The organism is Dickeya sp. Secpp 1600 (genome assembly GCF_003049805.1).
GTDB lineage: Bacteria > Pseudomonadota > Gammaproteobacteria > Enterobacterales > Enterobacteriaceae > Dickeya > Dickeya fangzhongdai.
The window spans coordinates 1,470,802-1,487,161 of the sequence record NZ_CP023484.1 but is presented as its reverse complement, the minus strand read 5'-3'; the positions used below and the strand labels follow the sequence as shown (position 1 = coordinate 1,487,161).

At 55.5% G+C, this 16,360-nt stretch carries 13 protein-coding genes; 2 read left to right on the top strand and 11 right to left on the bottom strand.

The annotated features are described in order from the left end of the window. Nucleotides 1-94 precede the first annotated feature (94 nt). The gene (locus tag CPA59_RS06795; protein ID WP_049854135.1) at nt 95-556 is read right to left on the bottom strand and encodes a hypothetical protein; all 462 of its coding nucleotides are present in this window, start codon (nt 554-556) and stop codon (nt 95-97) included. A 229-nt stretch (nt 557-785) separates the two neighbouring features. Here CPA59_RS06795 and CPA59_RS06790 point away from each other — a divergent pair, with 229 nt between their 5' ends. Continuing rightward, the gene (locus CPA59_RS06790) at nt 786-1,682 is read left to right on the top strand and encodes a GntR family transcriptional regulator (RefSeq protein ID WP_038918380.1); all 897 of its coding nucleotides are present in this window, start codon (nt 786-788) and stop codon (nt 1,680-1,682) included. Between the two features lie 12 nt (nt 1,683-1,694). On the opposite strand, the gene CPA59_RS06785 is transcribed toward CPA59_RS06790, so the two are convergent. From CPA59_RS06785 to CPA59_RS06780, 3 genes are all read right to left on the bottom strand, one after another. Next, nucleotides 1,695-2,759 (bottom strand): diguanylate cyclase, encoded by a 1,065-nt coding sequence (locus tag CPA59_RS06785; RefSeq protein ID WP_049854134.1) that lies wholly within the window; start codon nt 2,757-2,759, stop codon nt 1,695-1,697. A 582-nt stretch (nt 2,760-3,341) separates the two neighbouring features. Then, nucleotides 3,342-3,509, bottom strand: a complete 168-nt coding sequence (locus CPA59_RS22975; protein ID WP_162942913.1) for a hypothetical protein — start codon at nt 3,507-3,509, stop codon at nt 3,342-3,344. A 151-nt stretch (nt 3,510-3,660) separates the two neighbouring features. After that, entirely contained in the window at nt 3,661-5,163 is a 1,503-nt protein-coding gene (locus tag CPA59_RS06780; protein WP_107758923.1) for a hypothetical protein, read from the bottom strand. A 268-nt stretch (nt 5,164-5,431) separates the two neighbouring features. Here CPA59_RS06780 and CPA59_RS06775 point away from each other — a divergent pair, with 268 nt between their 5' ends. Next, nucleotides 5,432-6,628, top strand: a complete 1,197-nt coding sequence (locus tag CPA59_RS06775; protein WP_255412270.1) for a hypothetical protein — start codon at nt 5,432-5,434, stop codon at nt 6,626-6,628. Nucleotides 6,629-6,722: 94 nt separating this feature from the next. On the opposite strand, the gene CPA59_RS06770 is transcribed toward CPA59_RS06775, so the two are convergent. The 7 genes from CPA59_RS06770 to CPA59_RS06735 form a co-directional block, all read right to left on the bottom strand. Continuing rightward, entirely contained in the window at nt 6,723-8,879 is a 2,157-nt protein-coding gene (locus CPA59_RS06770) for a YjbH domain-containing protein (protein WP_107758921.1), read from the bottom strand. Continuing rightward, nucleotides 8,879-9,658, bottom strand: a complete 780-nt coding sequence (locus tag CPA59_RS06765; RefSeq protein WP_038918374.1) for a capsule biosynthesis GfcC D2 domain-containing protein — start codon at nt 9,656-9,658, stop codon at nt 8,879-8,881. Before CPA59_RS06765 ends, CPA59_RS06770 begins: the two co-directional genes overlap by 1 nt. 9 nt (nt 9,659-9,667) lie before the next feature. After that, on the bottom strand, nt 9,668-10,288 hold the full coding sequence (locus tag CPA59_RS06760) for a YjbF family lipoprotein (protein ID WP_338084196.1): 621 nt from the start codon (nt 10,286-10,288) through the stop codon (nt 9,668-9,670). Nucleotides 10,289-11,201: 913 nt separating this feature from the next. Then, nucleotides 11,202-12,608, bottom strand: a complete 1,407-nt coding sequence (gndA, locus tag CPA59_RS06750) for an NADP-dependent phosphogluconate dehydrogenase (protein ID WP_038918370.1) — start codon at nt 12,606-12,608, stop codon at nt 11,202-11,204. Between the two features lie 271 nt (nt 12,609-12,879). Next, nucleotides 12,880-13,779 carry a sugar phosphate nucleotidyltransferase gene (locus tag CPA59_RS06745; RefSeq protein ID WP_107758920.1) on the bottom strand — a complete coding sequence of 300 codons (900 nt, stop codon included), beginning with the start codon at nt 13,777-13,779 and terminating at the stop codon, nt 12,880-12,882. Nucleotides 13,780-13,862: 83 nt separating this feature from the next. After that, on the bottom strand, nt 13,863-15,029 hold the full coding sequence (locus CPA59_RS06740) for a nucleotide sugar dehydrogenase (protein ID WP_038920852.1): 1,167 nt from the start codon (nt 15,027-15,029) through the stop codon (nt 13,863-13,865). A 236-nt stretch (nt 15,030-15,265) separates the two neighbouring features. Beyond that, a complete protein-coding gene (locus CPA59_RS06735; protein ID WP_038918369.1) occupies nt 15,266-16,273 on the bottom strand; it encodes an NAD-dependent epimerase in 1,008 nt (335 codons plus the stop codon). Between the last annotated feature and the right edge of the window lie 87 nt (nt 16,274-16,360).

Sequence of the window (16,360 nt, the reverse complement as noted above, 5' to 3'; positions counted from 1 at the left end):
CCTGCCCGGATAGCGGCATGAGATAAAGGTGGATAAATGGATATGATTATTCCATTTTTACCGACAGTAATGCCGACACAGACAGTCTGGTCGCTCAACCGTGCGGCGGATAGCGGTGAACCAACGAAAACGCCGCGTTCACGCTGGTGGGAAGATAATCGCAGGCGATCGTGTCGGGCTGCAACACCGCCTGCCTGATAACCTGTTCGGTCGATGCGGCGATATGACGCTGCCACCCTTGCCGGTCGAGTATGGCAAACCCCAACGCGCAGGAGGATCCGCCTGACAGGCTGTCGATCACCACCAGTTGACTGTGCTGCGCATTTTCTCCGATGTATCGCGACAGCGCCGCTGCGCCAAAAATGCGGACCGTTTCCCACGCAGGCAGGCTTACCGCATCCTCCAGCAACCCGGATTGCGACAGGGCGCTCGCCGACACCAGCATCAACGAGGGCTGATGGCGAATGAAAGTACAGGCAATCCGGCCCAGGCCGGGGATCGTCAGCCATTCAAAAGGATGACCGGTAATCAGTAAGGGGTGTGCTGATGGCGCCACTGACAGTCTCTTCGTATTTCGCTGGATGTTCAGGATTTACTCATATTGCATTTTATTATTAAAAAATACAATCCATGAAATGACACCCCCTCTTCTTATGCCAACAGATCAACCGGATTAACACCCGAAGTGACTTTTAGTAAAATAAAGAACAATTGGCCGGCAGCACTGCCAGCCCGGTCGGTAACGGGTATAATCAGCGGTTATTTATTCTGGCTGGCAAGGAATCATGACGACCCTCACCCCTTTGCAGGCGCGCATCGTGCGCGATGTCATCAGTTATGTCAGACGCGAGCAACTCGCGGTGGGCCATCATCTGGTCGAGTCGGCGCTGGCGCAGGCGCTCAACACGTCGCGCACGCCGGTAAAACAGGCGATGCAGTACCTGATGGACAAAGGCATGGTGACCTATGACCGCAATCGCGGTTTTTTTCTGGCGCAACACGCCTCGCAATTGGGCAATCTGGTCGCCGAAGTGCTGGAGCAGGCGGAAGACCCGCTCTATCGCCAGTTAGCGGAACGCCGCATTACCCGCCAGTTGCCGGAACAATTTTCAGAAATGGAGCTGATGCTCGAATTCAGCGTTACCCGCCCGGTGCTACGCAAAGTATTGCTGCGCTGTCAGCAGGAAGGCTGGCTGGAGCACATGGCTGGTCAGGGCTGGCGCACGCTGCCGCTGATCGATTCGGTAGAAGCTTATGAGGAAAGCTACGCGCTGCGCGCCATTATCGAGCCAGCCGGACTGCTGTCGGCGACGTTTCATATTGACCCGCAGGTGCTGGCGCACTGCCGGAAGCAGCAGGAACACCTGGCCGAAGACGGTTACCTGACCATGACGGCGATGGAGATGTTTGATACCAGTTCCGGATTTCATGACACGCTGGCCGTCTGTTCCGGCAATCGTTTTCTGCTGCAAACCGTCCGTCATCTGGCCCGGCTGCGGCGGCTGGTGGAGTACCGCAAGGAGAGGTTTCGCCCACAGCGAAAACATCAGGCGGAAGAACATCTGCAAATCATTCGCTATCTGGAGCAAGGCGATCGGCTGAGCGCCGCCGATTTCATGCGTACGCATCTGGAAAAAGCGCGACGCCAGGCGGTCAACCCGGCGTTGTTCACGCCGCTTTAGCGGCTAAACCGTTCAGACGCAGACCGTGCAACCGCGACCGTTGTCTTTGGCCTGATACAACGCGGTATCCGCAGCTTTCAGCCAAACCTGATAGTCCTCCAGACCGGGATGAAACTGCACCAGCCCAACGCTGATTCCCACCCGCAGCATCGGCGCCTGATGCAGCTGCACGCTGTCCAGATACTCGCGCAACCGCTGGACGATACGCTCCGCCTCGACAGCCGGCGTCTGCGGCAGCACCACGCCGAATTCGTCGCCGCCAAAACGGCCGGTAATGTCGGATTGCCGCAAGGTTGATTTGATGCCGCCGCTCAGCAAGAGAATCACATCATCGCCCACGTGGTGCCCGAAGCTGTCGTTGATGCGCTTGAAATGATCGATATCCAGCAACGCCAGCGTCGCCACCTGCTGGTGGCGCAAACACAGTTCAAACTCATTTTTCAACAACTGCTCCCAGTAATGCCGGTTGTACAACCGGGTCATACCGTCGTGGATACTGATTTCCCGCAGTTGACGCTTGTGCTCCGCCAGTTTGATCGCGGTGCGATAGGTGACCAGCCCTACCGATATGGGATAGATGAATAGCATCGGCAGGCAGAAATAGATCTGCACAGGCGTGGTGGCAAAGGCGATCGTTCGGCCTGCCAGCCAGATAACAGCCAGCGCGCCGGTCAGTTGCACAACCAGCCCTTGCAAAAACAGCCGCAAACCGCCGGCCGCGATATTGTTCATGCCCATCATCGACATGATCAGCACCGACGGCAGCGAATTCAGCCCCATCATGCCAATCCAGACGCCGCCCAGCCAGGCGTCAAACCGCAGATTGCCATACTCGAACCGCATCGGATCGCGGGCGCGCCGCGCCAGCAACAGCGCAAGATGCGGCCAAAGAAAACCGTTGAAAAACAATACCCCCCAGACCCACACAGGCTCTGTCTGGTCATACAGCACCGCGGCGACATAAAAAAAGCCCAGCCCCAGACCAATCATTCGGGGGATATAGACGCGTCTGGCAAACGCCAGACCGGAGCGACGACGATCACCGTCAGCCGGTGCCGCAACGAGTGTTGAATACATTCCACTCTCCTTCTTATATCCGTCACACTTCAAACCGCAAGTACGTTGGCTGCGTCTCGGCCCATTCGCCCTTGCGGGGCGGCTACCGACAGCGTTCAAATCGGCTTACATCGATTTGTCACGTCCCCAGCCACTCGCCTGAGCAAACGGCTGGGGATTCACCGTATCGCCGCCTCCTGCAACCCCAATTATTCAGGGTATATAATCCTTATGACGGGGAACTTGCAGTCATTATTCCAAATTCCAGCTCAAATCACTTCAGTAAGATATGGTTTTTATTAAGAACCTATCCCGGCAGGCGTAACTGGCGCAGCGAGTAAACCCGTGCGTTACAGACAAACGAGGCGTTCAGACACTGCCCGGCAGGCAAAATAGCCCTGCTGCATCGTATTGAATTCTGGCTTAACACTGGCAGATAAAGGCCGTTATCAGCATGAAAAACGGTTGGGGGATCGCGTTCAGAGGAAAAGAACGTCAGATGAAAATAACGCGGGAGGGGGAAACGACAAGGTGAAAAACCGACGCCGGTCAGCAAAAGCAATGCGGCCGGCCCACAGGGGGGAAGGCCGGCCGCGTTACGTATCAGGGATGACCCGGTCCGTTGGCGGGCTGGTAATGGAACCCGCCCGGCCCACCGCCGCCGGGGCCGCCATGACCGCCGCCCGGACCGCCCCACGGGGGAGGGAAAATACAACCGCTCAGGGTGGCGATCAATGCCAGTAAACCGACCATTTTGACTACGTTTTTCATGATTCACCTCAGTTTCAACGGATGCATCATAAGAAACCGGCCAGCAGGCAACAAGTCGCCGATTCTTAAAAATCCTCTTATTTACAGTCATTTATACTGATTACGAACCACTTTCGTAAAACGATCGCATTCTTTACACTCCGCCCGGCGATCAGCAACTGACCAGCTTCAGTTCGCGCATATCCAGATAGTCGCCGACGCTGGCAGAGGAGAGATTGAACGACAGCGCCAACAGCCAGGCGCTGCGCGGAATTTTCCAGATGGTGCCCGAGTTGCCCTTCTGCAACCGATCGCTGCTCTGAATGTAATCCTTGCCGTCGCGGGTCAGGTCCATCATCACCGGTCCGGGGCCGTTTTCGCCGTAGCCATGAAGCTTTTTGGTAATCGCCACCTTGCCGGCGACGGAAGTTTGCGCCTGCCAGGTCAGCCCGATTTGATCGTGCCCATTGATCGGTATCAGAAACTGCACCTGCACGTTATCGCTCTCGGCGATTTTCACAAACCGCCCGTTATCTTCTTTGATGTGCGCCGGGTCATAACGACAGGCGCAACCGCCCGCGCCGGGGTAAACCAGCGTGCTGCCGCTGTCGTTCAGGGCGATCAGTTCCGCCATCTGATTGGTAAAGATCAGGTTATTTTTCCAGCAGGGACGGTTGGAGATCACGCAGGAAGTGACATTGATGCCATCGGTGGCAAAGCGAACATTGGCCAGCGTAGTCTGGTAATCAAACGCCTGATCGAAAATGAGGTAGGGTTGCTCCGGATTCTGACGCACAAAAATCGCCCCGCCGTTGAACACAAAGCTAGCGTTCTTTTTCCTCAGCACCACCGCGGACTGCTTTCGCCTCACGTACTCGAAGTGGCCGTTGATCTCCACATGCCCTTCGTTAATCAACGCGATCCCCTCGCAGTAATCAAAGCTGCCCGCCTGCCAGTACACCACGCCGTCCGGATTATCGATTTCAAAAGCGTACCCGCCGTTTTGCCAGATACAGCCAATGAAGGTGAAGCGCTCGTAGGAATCCGGCTGACGGGTCAGATACAACAGGCGATCGCAGTTATTGAATCCGCAGGAGAACCAGTTCCAGCCCCAGCCACCCGCTCCGTTGGAAAAGACTTTTCTGAACCCGGTAAAACGGCAGGAATAAATGCTCAACAGGCAGGATGCATTGCGGTTGGAATTGTTCTCCGGGTTATACGCAAAAAACAGATCTAACGTTCTCTTTTCAGAAATAAAATGCACGCCGGAAAAAAAACTGTCCACGATATTACTGTAGGCGGCATCCACGTCCGGGTTTCCGGTAACCACCACCGCATATTTATCGAAATTACCATTTTTGGTAAAAATAATTGTCAGCGGGCCATGAATAGAAACTTTCGATGCATCTATTTTTATTGTGGAAGAGACCTGCACCACGCCCTGTAACATTAACCTGACCTTTTGCTGGGCATTCGATAAAGATTGTGACTGTTCCAGCATATCATTAAGAAGTGTCTGAAAAGGCCCGGTGGAATCTTTCTTTCCGGAAAAATCAATATTGTAACGGGTGAGATCATTGGTAAATGCAACCGCATTATTCTCCTGCGCTGCCGACGCCGTAGAGGTCACCGCCAGCGATGCCAGACTGCCGGCCAGGAAATCTCTTCTATTCATAATAACCTCTCCGATATCAATAAATTAAATGTCTTAAAAATCGAAATTCACATAATGGAAGATAATGCGTTGATAACAGGCAGGGTAAACAATAGCGCCGATAAATGTCATAAATTTTCTGCAAAAATAATTAAAGATTTAATTCAATCTGATTTATCATCACTGGAAATACACTTCAACTGAGTATGGGAGTTGAAAATTGAAAGCAACCATAAAACATAATTCTCTTTATTGGGCAATGCTTTGCATTTTCCTGATACCACAGTTTGTGTTTGTATTTCTCCAGCAATCCTCGCTGGCGCCCGGCATGATGGTAGCCATCACAGCCATCTATATTTATGGCTTACGCTGTATGAAGCAATTGGCCTTTTCCAGTGGAAAAATCTTACTTTTTTCGATAGCGGTATTTATATTACTGGCGCAGTCCGGTTATATAGCCACCTTCTATGACAATTACAAACCACTCTTCACGTTACCGGCGCTGATTATTATTTTTCTTGGCGCCACGCTATTTTCCAACCGTCTGCTGACCGTCCCGCCCGCCACCCTTGCTTCCGTTTTCCGGGCCGTCACCTATACCCTGCTGCTGCTCGGCTGGATCTCGGTCATCCATCGCATTGATATCGGCAGTTACGCTGCGAAACCCAAGGCGGTGTTTCCTTTTTCCGAAGAGAGTCATTACGCCCTGACGGTCGGTATCTTTGTCTGCGCCAGCGGCATTCTGATGAAAAACCGGGAACGCGTGGTGCTGCTGACGAACCTGCTGTTGCAGGCGTTGATTTTCCCCAGCCTGACGCTGCTGGTGTTCTGCATGATGGCGATTTTCATCTTCTGGATGGCGCGGCGCATTACCCTGATGCTGACGATCATCGTGGTGCTGGTTGCGGCGGTGTATTTCATGCTGACCTACTTTTCCGACCTGCCGGCCATCGCCTACTTCGGCTCGCGCCTGACCATCAGCGACGATACCGACAACCTCACGACGCTGGTATTCCTGCAAGGGCTGGATGACGCCAAAAACGCGCTGCTGGAAAGCCACGGCCTTGGCTTGGGGCTGCAAATGGCCGGCACCAATGGGGTTGGCCAATACGGCTATGTCATCCAGTCGCTCGCCGGCAGCGACTTCAACCGTAACGACGGCGGCTTCCTGGCCTCGAAAATCGTCAGCGAATTCGGCGCCGTCGGTCTGCTGATCAGTATCGGCTACATGTTGATTCTGAAAAAAGCCGTCAACACCATCAACCGCATCCGCGATAACACCGATATGGAATCAACGCTGCTGAAAATCGCCATGGCGGTGGTGATCGCCTACGCGGTCGAGTTTTTCCTGCGCGGCTATGGTTACTTTTCACCTGGGCTGTTTCTGTTTGTCACCATGATGATGGTCAGCAGCAAGCTACATCGCCAGCGGACCAGAGCGGTACGCCCGCTGCCTTCCCCCTCGTCACTACAGCCTCAACTCTGATACTGGCGGCGCCTCCCGTTTTCCGGAAGGCGCTGCGCATTGACCGGGTGATTCGATTATCCCCTCACTACTCTTGATTATCCCCTGACCACCATTATTCCCGGTCCACCATGTTGTACAGCACGTCGCGCCGATCCAGCATCTGGCCGCCATCGCGGGTCAGCGGTACCCAGCCGATGGAGCCGTGACGGGTGGTCGGTGAACTGAAGAGCAGATCGAACGGGATGGTGAAGTAGATCCCTTTGGTGAAACTGCCTTCGCCATATTCGCTGGCGCTGACATTGGTGACGGTGGCAAACGCGCCGGCCACGATCCCGCTGTCGAAACGGCGCGACAGATCCAGCGTGACGCCTTTATCGCCGGCCAGATAACGCCCGACGCTGATTTTCGCCAGCCCGCCTTTGACGAACGGCAGCGACCAATAGGTGGTCAGGTGACCGGTGGTCACGCTGTAATCCTTCAGCCGCTGCGGATCGTCCCAGTCCCGCTGCTTGACGTAGTTGACGTCCATCCCCACCGCCCAGCTGCTGCCAAACGGACGATACAGCACTTCGCCCCCGACCCCGGCGTACATCATTTCCAGATAACCGCCGTAGACCTGGGTATACCAGTCGCGCGACAGATGATCGTAACGCGACAGCTGCAGGTTGGTCAGTTGTACGTCCGAAGCGGTCACATATTCGCGAATGTGGGTACGGACCCGCGGCAGCGCCGCGCCGTCCTGCGGGGGCGATCTGAAGTTGAACTGGTTATAGTTATTGAGCAGGTTGATGCTCAGCATGCCGCCCAGCCGCCAGTTATTGGTAATACGGTAATCGGCGCTGGCGTTGGCCGACAGCTGATACATGTAGAACGATTCCGGACCGCCAAAAGACTGCTGCAGCGAGGGGTCGATGCCGTAGGTGAAACGCGGCGGCTCGGTATGCAGCACCTGACGGCCACTCGGCTCCGGCAGCGGCTCGACATGATAGGGATCCGGCTCGTCCAGCCCCAGCGGCGTGCTGCCGGACTCCAGTTGGCGGAACGCCGACGCATCCACACGGGTACTGGTGGCGGTCAGCGGACCGCTACGGGTGACGATGTGATACTGCCCGACGTCGTCCGGCAGATTGTTCGCCAGCACCGTCGCCGCCCGCCGGCTGGCCTCGGCATCGCTGTTATATTTATACTGCTCCGCCACCACCGTCACCTGCTGGCCGTCGCTATAAATATCCGGTTGAGTAAAGCCGGCCTTTTCGTCCAGCTCCTGCGAAACACGTTGCCAGTCGGTGCCGCCCTGTGCATTTTTCGCCGTTGCGTTTTTTCCCGGTAAGTAAACCGGCGGCTCGTCGTCCGGGTGCTGCGGCCGCAGCCGGTTGAAGTTGGTGCGCAGCGTGAAGCCCCACATCAGGGTGTTGCCGCGCTCCCACGACAGCGACGTATCCAGCCAGTCGGTGGCGCGGTACACCAGGCCGACGTTAATCGGCGAGTCCTGCTTGATATGCTGCGACGCAGGGCGAGTCTGGTCCGCCGCCTCCACGCTGTAGTCGTTGCTGTCGTACTCCAGCTTGATACGCAACGGATCCCACGGCGTCTGGTATTCCAACCCGGCAAACAGCGCCGCCGGTCCGTGGAAAAAGTTCTTCGCCGCGAACTGCCCGGTCTGCGTTGAGGCGGAACGGGTACAGAATCCCGACATCAACCGGCAGGCCGGGTTGGTAATGTTGCCGCTCTGCGCCATGTTGCCCCAGCCCATACCCAGCGTGAAATCAAACGGCCCCCAGCGCTTGCTGGCTACCAGATACTCGCTGTCGAACAAACCGGTGCCGGCGATATCGCGCAACCCCAGCGATACCTGCGGCAGCCAGCGGCTTTCCTGCCAGAGCCGCGCCTTGACGTCGAAGCTCTTGTCTTTGTAGGTTTGGCTGCCACTGAAGCTGGGGGTGGTGCTGTAAGGCCGGGTACGAATATCGGTATACCGCAGCGTCGCCTCCAGCCAGTCGAGTGGCTGCAGTGAAATGGCATAGCGGCGATATTCCTGGTTGTCGCGGTAGCTGGCGCTAAACTCGCCGGTATCCGCCATGCGCGCCGTCGGCATCTGCCATAGCCCTACGCCGCCAAAATCCATCTGCGATACGCCGGCGGGCTGGTAATAACCGCTGCGGTTCGCCGCATCCTGGTTATCCGCTTCAGCCGCCCAGACCGACGTCCCTAATGTGCTGCCAATCGCCAGCGACAGGCAGCTCAGTTTAAAAGTTCGGTTGTTAGCCATTAGTGTGGAATCCGGTTGGCAAGATAGTCGGCGATCTGCTCATTCAGAGACGTGAAGCCCTCGGGCAGAATGGAAGGGTCAAAACCGATGAACAGCGTTTCTCCCGCCGCCGGTTCATTGTGCTGGCGGTTCCAGATGGCCAGCGGAACTTTGCGCCAGCGGCCGTCGCTCGAAATCAGATAACCGTCGCGGTTATCGCCGCCAGGCAGAAAACGCCGTCTGCCGATGTACTGTTCGACAGACCAGCCTGACTGGAGGTCGATGTCCTTGAACACGTTCGGGGTGCCGATATCAATGCCGGTGCTGATCAGCCCAAACAAAAAGAACTGATCCCGATAGGGTGACAGGTAGAGGGTATAGTTGCCCACCAGCGGGCGATTATCCCGCTGAGAAAGACGCACGATATCCGGGTCGATGCTGGCGCGGATCCGGCCGACGGTATTCACCTGTTTCAGCGCCTGCGCCATATACCAGGCGGCGATCGCCCAGTCGCCATCGCCCTCGACCTGCCAGACCAGCTGCAACTGATAGAGCCGGGCCTGCAGCCTTTCTCCCTTCTCTTTGACCTTTTCCGTCACAAGTTCGTTGGTGAGTAACGCAGTCTGCCAGTTGACCTTGTCCGGGAAAGTCATCTGGCCGTAGAACTGATCCAGACGGGTGCCGTCTTTCAGCACCACGGCGGGCAACGTTTCGCCCGCATACTTTACCGTTAACTGCGCCGCCCCTGATGTTCCGGCCACCAGCAATAACAAGGCAGCCAATCGATTGAATGACAACATAAAATTACCTTATTGATTGTATGGCTTAAGAACAGTGAACTGCACCAGAGCCATGTTTGGCCCCATATACTGATAGCTTTGGATGACCTGACCGGAAGTCGGGTCCAGCCAGTATTGGTTGGTATAGCGTTTGCCCAGCGCCGGTACGGTCACCTGCTCGTCGAAACGTACCGTCTGCCGCGGGATGTTCAGTATCGTCAGGGTTTCCGGGCCTTTGTTCTCGAATACCGATTGCTGGTCGTAACCGCCGCGCAGCACCTGCGACCAGCTGACGATGGTGTGCCACTGTTTTGGGGTGCCGGGTTTCAGCAAGCCAAGGCTGAGCGGGTCGGTGTCCAACTGGGTGACTTGCCGGATGTCTTCACCCAGCCCCTGCGTTTTCACCAGCCGGCCAAAGCGGGTTACCACCACGTTTTTATCCTCCGTCACCCACTTCAGTTGCTGGTTATCGACAAACGCCAGCACCACAAAGACGCGCGGCGCCTTACCCACTTTCAGATACGCTGAGGCATAGGGAAGCTGCTCCACCTGTTGCGGCGTCATGCTGACACCTTCCCTTCCCCACAACGCCAGCCGCAAGTCCCGGCCCAGTTGACTAATTTGCTGAGAACACCCTGTGAGTCCTAGCATGAAGAAAACGACCACCAACATCCGGAACAAGGCTAAATCAAGGATTTTTTTCATTGTTCGGGTTCTCGCCTGAACATCCTGAAGCAGAAAAAAGGCCACCGGAGTGGCCTTGGTTATTAGCCCATCATTAACCGCGAGTTGACGTCACGGTTGAGGTGCCGGTCGCAGTGGTGCTGGTTGTGCTGCTGGCGGCAGAAACGATGCCCCCCATGACGCCACGACCAACCCCGTGGCCATAGCCATAGCCATAACCCGACCCGCGGCCACTCGCTGCGCTAAACGCGTGTGAACCAGCTGCGGCCCCCCCCTGGAAAACGGGTTGACCGTTACCTGCTGACGGCCCAGCCGCCAGTGCGCCCACAGGTACGGCCAGAGCCAGTACCAGGATCGCTAGCGTTTTCTTCATCATTACCATTTCCTTTTATTTCCTGTTTAAGGACATCAGGCAGGGGACAACCCGGAAGCTCTCCCCTGACCCACGACTGGCTGAATTAATCAGCCAGGTTGGATCTTCCCCACGGCCTGTGAAGCAATTATTTCAATTCATCCTTCATGAAATAATCACCAGCGCGTGGGAAGGATCCGAACCAATACTCAGATAAAGAATAAGAAAAGCAAAATTGAACGATTAAGGAAATAAGACAAGTCGCAAGAGTGTTATATTTTTCCCATTGATTACAATGAGATGAAATATTATCGGAAAAGTCTCATACCCGTCATACTTCAAGCAGCAGGTGTGTTGGCTGCCTCGCTCACCCCAGTCACTTACTTATGTAAGCTCCTGGGGATTCGCTCAGCTGCCGCCTTCCTGCAGCTCGAATTATTTGGGGTATAGTTATTAGAGGGGAGATATTGAGAAAGAAAAACCGGATATTTCTACCCGGTTTCAGAATATGAAAAATATTTCAGAATATTATTCCAACCATTCGGTGTGGAATACGCCTTCTTTATCAATACGCTTATAGGTATGCGCGCCGAAATAATCGCGCTGAGCCTGAATCAGATTGGCCGGTAATACCGCGGAACGGTAACTGTCATAATAGGCAATCGCCGCCGAGAAGGTCGGAGTCGGAATCCCCTGCTGTACCGCATAGGACACCACGTCACGCAGCGCCTGCTGGTATTCGTCGGCGATCTGGCGGAAATACGGCGCCAGCAGCAGGTTGGCGATATCGGCGTTCTCGGCGTAGGCGTCGGTGATCTTTTGCAGGAACTGGGCGCGGATGATGCAACCGGCACGGAAAATCTTGGCGATTTCGCCGTAGTTCAGGCTCCAGTTGTTTTCGTCAGACGCCGCTTTCAGCTGAGAGAAACCCTGCGCGTAGGAGACGATTTTGCCCAGATACAGCGCGCGACGCACTTTTTCGACGAACCCGGCTTTGTCGCCGCTGAACGCCTGGGCAGCCGGGCCGCTCAGCACTTTAGAGGCCGCCACACGCTGGTTCTTCAGCGAGGACAGGTAACGGGCAAACACCGACTCGGTAATCAGCGACAGCGGTTCACCCAGATCCAGCGAGCTCTGGCTGGTCCACTTGCCGGTGCCTTTGTTGGCGGCTTCATCCAGAATCACGTCGACCAGGTATTTACCCTCTTCGTCTTTCTTGGTGAAGATATCGGCCGTGATTTCGATCAGGTAGCTGCTCAGCTCGCCCTTGTTCCATTCGGAGAAGGTGCTCGCCAGTTCTTCGTTGGAAAGCCCGAGCGCCTGCTTCAGCAGCGCGTAGGCTTCGGCGATCAGCTGCATGTCGCCGTACTCGATGCCGTTGTGCACCATTTTCACGTAGTGACCGGCGCCGTCAGCGCCAATATAGGTTACGCAAGGCTCGCCTTCAGCACGGGCTGCGATCTGCTCCAGAATCGGCGCGACCAGCTCATAGGCCTCTTTCTGACCGCCCGGCATAATGGACGGACCTTTCAGCGCGCCTTCTTCACCGCCGGACACGCCGGTACCGATGAAGTTGAACCCTTCGGCAGACAATTCACGGTTACGGCGAATGGTGTCTTTATAGAACGTGTTGCCGCCGTCGATCAGGATGTCGCCTTTTTCCAGATACGGTTTCAGGGACTCGATAGTTTTATCCGTCGCTTCGCCCGCTTTAACCATCAACAGGATACGGCGCGGTTTTTCCAGAGATTCAACAAACTCTTCAACGGTGTAGCACGGCACCAGTTTTTTCCCCGGATTCTCTGCAATCACCTCATCCGTTTTGTCTGCGGAACGGTTAAAGACGGAAACGGTATAGCCACGGCTTTCAATGTTCAGCGCCAGATTGCGCCCCATTACCGCCATACCGACAACGCCAATTTGCTGTTTGGACATTAAAGCAACTCCTGTCTGAAGGTAACCTGCCTGCGGCTGACTGCGCCCCAGGCAACAAAAAGCTGGCTGACATGGTAACCCAGCTAACGCCGGGTGGGTAGTTATTGGTGCGACAAGGAAGGTAGCAGGCGTTCCACGAATGAGGCTGACCGGGTGGAGGACAAAAAACAGTGCAATAAATTATCGTGATATTAATTTCATTGATAACCATCTGAACAATGGTCAGAAAAAACCCGATAACACCAGGGTGTTATCGGGTATGGCGCGTTGATTAATATTTTTCCAGCAGCGCTTTGATTTTGGTTTTGAAAGCACTACCCAGTTCCGGATTGCGCAGACCGTAGGACACGAATGCCTGCACATACCCCATCTTACGACCGCAGTTGAAGCTACGCCCCGCCATCTGAACGGCATCAACCTGCTGGGTTTTGATAAGCTCGGCGATGGCATCGGTCAACTGGATACGGCCCCAGGCGCCTGCCAGGGTGTTTTCCAGAATCGGCCAGGCTTCGGCAGTCAGAACATAACGGCCGACCGCGGACAGGTCCGACCCTTCCACCGGCGCCAGCTCCGGCTTCTCGATCATGGAGGTGATCGCCGAAGCGTCGCCCGCCTGATTCAGCGCGTTCTCACATTCCACGATGGAATATTCCGGCAGCACCTCGTACGGACGGTGTTTTACCAGCACCTGGCTGTGACCGGTCTGCTCAAAACGGGAAATCAGCAGCGCCAGATTGTCTTTCGACTGATCGGCGGAAGCGTCGTCCATCACCACATCCGGCAGTACCACCACAAACGGCGCGTTGCCGACAATCGGGTGAGCGCAGGACACCGCGTGCCCCAGACCCAGCGTCTGCCCCTGACGCACATTCATGATGGTCACGCCCGGCGGGCAAATGGACTGTACTTCCGCCAGCAACTGACGTTTGGCGCGCTCTTCCAGCATCGACTCCAGCTCGAAAGAGGTATCAAAATGGTTTTCAATGGCGTTTTTAGAGGCGTGCGTCACCAGCACGATCTCTTTAATTCCCGCATTGACGCACTCGTTGACAATCTTTTCGATTACCGGCCGGTCAACCAACGGAAGCATCTCTTTTGGAATCGCTTTGGTAACCGGTAACAAGTTCATCCCTAAACCGGCAACGGGGATAATCGCTTTTAATGCTGTCATTTCGTGTTCTCTCAAAAACATGCTGCTGTTTGCCGCGACGACAAAGACCGCGCCACATTAATTTTTCTGGCGCCAGAATACACCTAATCGGCGCCGAAGAGATCGCGGGTATACACTTTTTCCATTACATCAGACAATTCCGGCGCCATTCGGTTCGACAGAATCACGTCGGATATCTGTTTGAACTCATCCAGACTGTGAATCACGCGGGAACGGAAGAACTCCGACTCTTTCAACGCCGGCTCATACACCACCACGTCGATCCCTTTGGCCTTGATGCGCTTCATTACCCCCTGAATCGCGGAAGCACGGAAGTTATCAGAGCCGGTTTTCATCACCAGCCGGTAGATACCGACCACTTTCGGACTCCGTCTGATCACGGAATCGGCGATGAAATCCTTGCGGGTGGTGTTGGCGTCGACAATCGCCCGAATCAGGTTGTTCGGCACCGATTCGTAGTTAGCCAGCAGTTGCTTGGTATCCTTCGGCAGGCAGTAGCCGCCATAGCCGAACGACGGGTTGTTGTAGTGCTGGCCGATACGCGGGTCCAGCCCGACGCCTTCGATAATCTGTTTACTGTCCAGCCCCAGAGTCTGGGCGTAGGTATCCAGCTCGTTAAAGTAGGCCACGCGCATCGCCAGATAGGTATTGGCGAACAGTTTGATCGCTTCGGCTTCGGTTAAACCGGTAAACAGCACCGGAATATTGGTTTTGATGGCCCCTTCCACCAGCAGGCGGGCAAAACGCTCGGCGCGTTCAGAACGCTCGCCCACCACGATACGGGACGGATACAGGTTGTCGTACAGCGCGCGGCCTTCACGCAGGAACTCCGGCGAGAAGATGATATTTTCAGTGCCGAACTGCTCGCGAACCTGCGCGGTATATCCCACCGGAATGGTGGATTTGATGATCATCACCGCGTGCGGATTCACTTCCAGCACCTTGCTGATCACCGCTTCCACCGAGCGAGTGTTGAAGTAATTGGTTTTCGGATCGTAATCCGTCGGCGTGGCGATAATGACGAATTCCGCATCCTGATAGGCGGATACGGCATCCAGCGTGGCGCGGAAATTCAGCGCCGGGTTACGCAGATAGGCTTCGATTTCCTTATCCACGATGGGGGAGATGCCTTTGTTGAGCATATCCACTTTTTCGGCGACGATATCCACCGCGACCACTTCATTATGCTGCGCCAGCAGCATGGCGTTGGACAAGCCAACATAACCGGTACCCGCAATTGCAATTTTCATCATCTGTCCACATTCATCCTACGGGGTAACACACTGTACCCGCCACAGAACAATAGCAAAGCCGCAGAGACGTCCGCTGCGTAATGCCGTCTATACCCGCCATACTTCAAGTCGCAGGTGCGTTGGCTTTCCTCGCTCACCCCAGTCACTTACTTATGTAAGCTCCTGGGGATTCGCTGCGTCGCCGCCTTCCTGCAACTCGAATTATTTGGGGTATATATTTCTCTTTATTTCGCTCAGGCCTGATAGAAATCCCGGTACCAGTCCACGAAGGCCTGTACCCCTTTTTCTACCCCTACCTGCGGTCGATAGCCTGTCACAGCGAACAGGTCGCTGGTATCGGCATAGGTCTGATAAACGTCGCCAGCCTGCATCGGCATGAAGTTTTTTACTGCCTCACGCCCCAGCGCCGACTCCAGCGCGGTTACGAAATCCATCAGCCGCACCGGGCTGCCGTGACCGATATTGTAGAGCTGGTACGGCGCGGAACTGGTGGCCGGCGAACCGCCTTCCACCGTCCAGTCGGCATCGCGTCCCGGAATCTGATCCACCATGCGCAGCATGCCTTCCACAATGTCGGTGACATAGGTGAAATCACGCCACATATCACCCTGATTGTAGATATCGATCGGTTCGCCAGCCAGAATCCGGCGGGTGAACTTGAACAGCGCCATGTCCGGACGCCCCCACGGTCCATACACCGTGAAAAAGCGCAGCCCGGTGGTCGGCAGGTCATACAGGTGCGAATAGGAGTGCGCCATCAGTTCATTGGATTTCTTGGTCGCGGCATACAGCGAGATCGGGTGGTCGGTCGAGTCGGCGGTGGCGAACGGCGTTTTGCTGTTCAACCCGTACACCGAGCTGGAAGAGGCGTAAATCAGGTGACCGACGCCGTTATGACGGCACCCTTCCAGCACATTCAGATGCCCGATCAGGTTGCTTTCCGCATACACCATCGGGTTTTCCAGCGAATAACGCACCCCAGCCTGCGCGGCGAGGTGGATAACGCGCTCGAATTTTTCCGCCGCGAACAACGCCGCCATCGCCTGGCTATCCGCAATATCTATCCGCTCAAAATGAAAACCGGGCAGCGCGCGCAGTTTCGCCAGCCGCGCTTCCTTGAGCGATACCTCGTAATAGCTGTTGAGGTTGTCGATCCCCACCACCGTATGGCCGGCGGCGCAGAGTGACTGACAGGCATAGAAGCCGATAAAGCCGGCCGCGCCGGTAACAAGAAATTTCATTCAGGAACTCTTAACGTGACTTGAATGGCGGAGATAATACCATCCACCGCCCTGATTCAGCACCCGCTAACCACTGAAAACATGCAG

Bases quoted from the DNA above. Each gene is read 5' to 3' on its own strand.
- CPA59_RS22975 (WP_162942913.1), bottom strand. From the start codon at position 3,509: ATGAAAAACGTAGTCAAAATGGTCGGTTTACTGGCATTGATCGCCACC.
- CPA59_RS06785 (WP_049854134.1), bottom strand. From the start codon at position 2,759: ATGTATTCAACACTCGTTGCGGCACCGGCTGACGGTGATCGTCGTCGC.
- CPA59_RS06765 (WP_038918374.1), bottom strand. From the start codon at position 9,658: ATGTTGTCATTCAATCGATTGGCTGCCTTGTTATTGCTGGTGGCCGGA.
- CPA59_RS06770 (WP_107758921.1), bottom strand. From the start codon at position 8,879: ATGGCTAACAACCGAACTTTTAAACTGAGCTGCCTGTCGCTGGCGATT.
- CPA59_RS06740 (WP_038920852.1), bottom strand. From the start codon at position 15,029: ATGAAAATTGCAATTGCGGGTACCGGTTATGTTGGCTTGTCCAACGCC.
- gndA (WP_038918370.1), bottom strand. From the start codon at position 12,608: ATGTCCAAACAGCAAATTGGCGTTGTCGGTATGGCGGTAATGGGGCGC.
- CPA59_RS06780 (WP_107758923.1), bottom strand. From the start codon at position 5,163: ATGAATAGAAGAGATTTCCTGGCCGGCAGTCTGGCATCGCTGGCGGTG.
- CPA59_RS06790 (WP_038918380.1), top strand. From the start codon at position 786: ATGACGACCCTCACCCCTTTGCAGGCGCGCATCGTGCGCGATGTCATC.
- CPA59_RS06745 (WP_107758920.1), bottom strand. From the start codon at position 13,779: ATGACAGCATTAAAAGCGATTATCCCCGTTGCCGGTTTAGGGATGAAC.
- CPA59_RS06760 (WP_338084196.1), bottom strand. From the start codon at position 10,288: ATGCTAGGACTCACAGGGTGTTCTCAGCAAATTAGTCAACTGGGCCGG.
- CPA59_RS06735 (WP_038918369.1), bottom strand. From the start codon at position 16,273: ATGAAATTTCTTGTTACCGGCGCGGCCGGCTTTATCGGCTTCTATGCC.